Here is an 801-nt window from a genome sequence, read left to right as displayed (position 1 = left end):
GAACTCCGCTGTCACCGGCCTGGATACTACGTTTGGTAACATCACCCTGGACGTTTACAAATACTCGTCCAAGAAGATCGCGCTGCCATTCGAACTGGTGCAGGACTCGTTTATCGATATCGAAGCCTATATCCAGTCCGTGTTGGCGATGCGCCTCGGTCGTATCCAGAATACCCATTACACCGTTGGCACCGGTACCGGTCAGCCGCGCGGCCTGGTCACCGCTGCTGGTTCCGGCAAGGTCGGCACTACCGGCCAGACCACCAGTGTGATCTATGACGACCTGGTAGATCTGGAGCACTCCGTAGACCCCGCGTACCGCAATCAGGCGGGCGTCGGCTACATGATGCACGACACCACCGTGAAGGCAATCCGCAAGATCAAAGACGGCCAGAATCGCCCGATCTTCGTGCCTGGTTACGAAGCCAACGCGATGATCAATGGCGGCGCGCCGGATACCCTGATGGGCCGTCCGATCGCCATCAATCAGGACATGCCAGTGATGGCTGCCAATGCCAAATCGATCCTGTTTGGTCAGTTCAACAAATACATCGTCCGTGACGTGATGGATCTGACCATGTTCCGCATGACCGACTCGGCCTTCACCTTGCTGGGGCAGATCGGCTTTGTAGCCTTCATGCGCACTGGCGGCAACCTGATCGACGTGGGCGGCGCGGTGAAGTATTACGCCAATTCGGCCACCTAATCCACCCAAGACGGCCGGCGATTGCTCCGGCCGTTTTCCTCACACATAGGAGCAAAACATGGCAAAACCGAAAAACGCCCAGCCTGGTACCAAGG

General features: G+C 57.4%; 1 protein-coding gene. It reads left to right on the top strand.

Going from position 1 to position 801, the window contains the following annotated elements:
- Positions 1–706 (top strand): phage major capsid protein (locus AB4Z32_RS27480; RefSeq protein ID WP_442124986.1); only part of this gene is annotated, 706 nt, incomplete at its 5' end.
- Between the last annotated feature and the right edge of the window lie 95 nt (positions 707–801).

It is taken from the genome of Massilia sp. 2TAF26, assembly GCF_052115005.1.
Classification (GTDB): domain Bacteria; phylum Pseudomonadota; class Gammaproteobacteria; order Burkholderiales; family Burkholderiaceae_D; genus Telluria.
The sequence above is the reverse complement of the archived record's forward strand: the minus strand, read 5'-3'. Positions and strand labels throughout refer to the sequence as shown.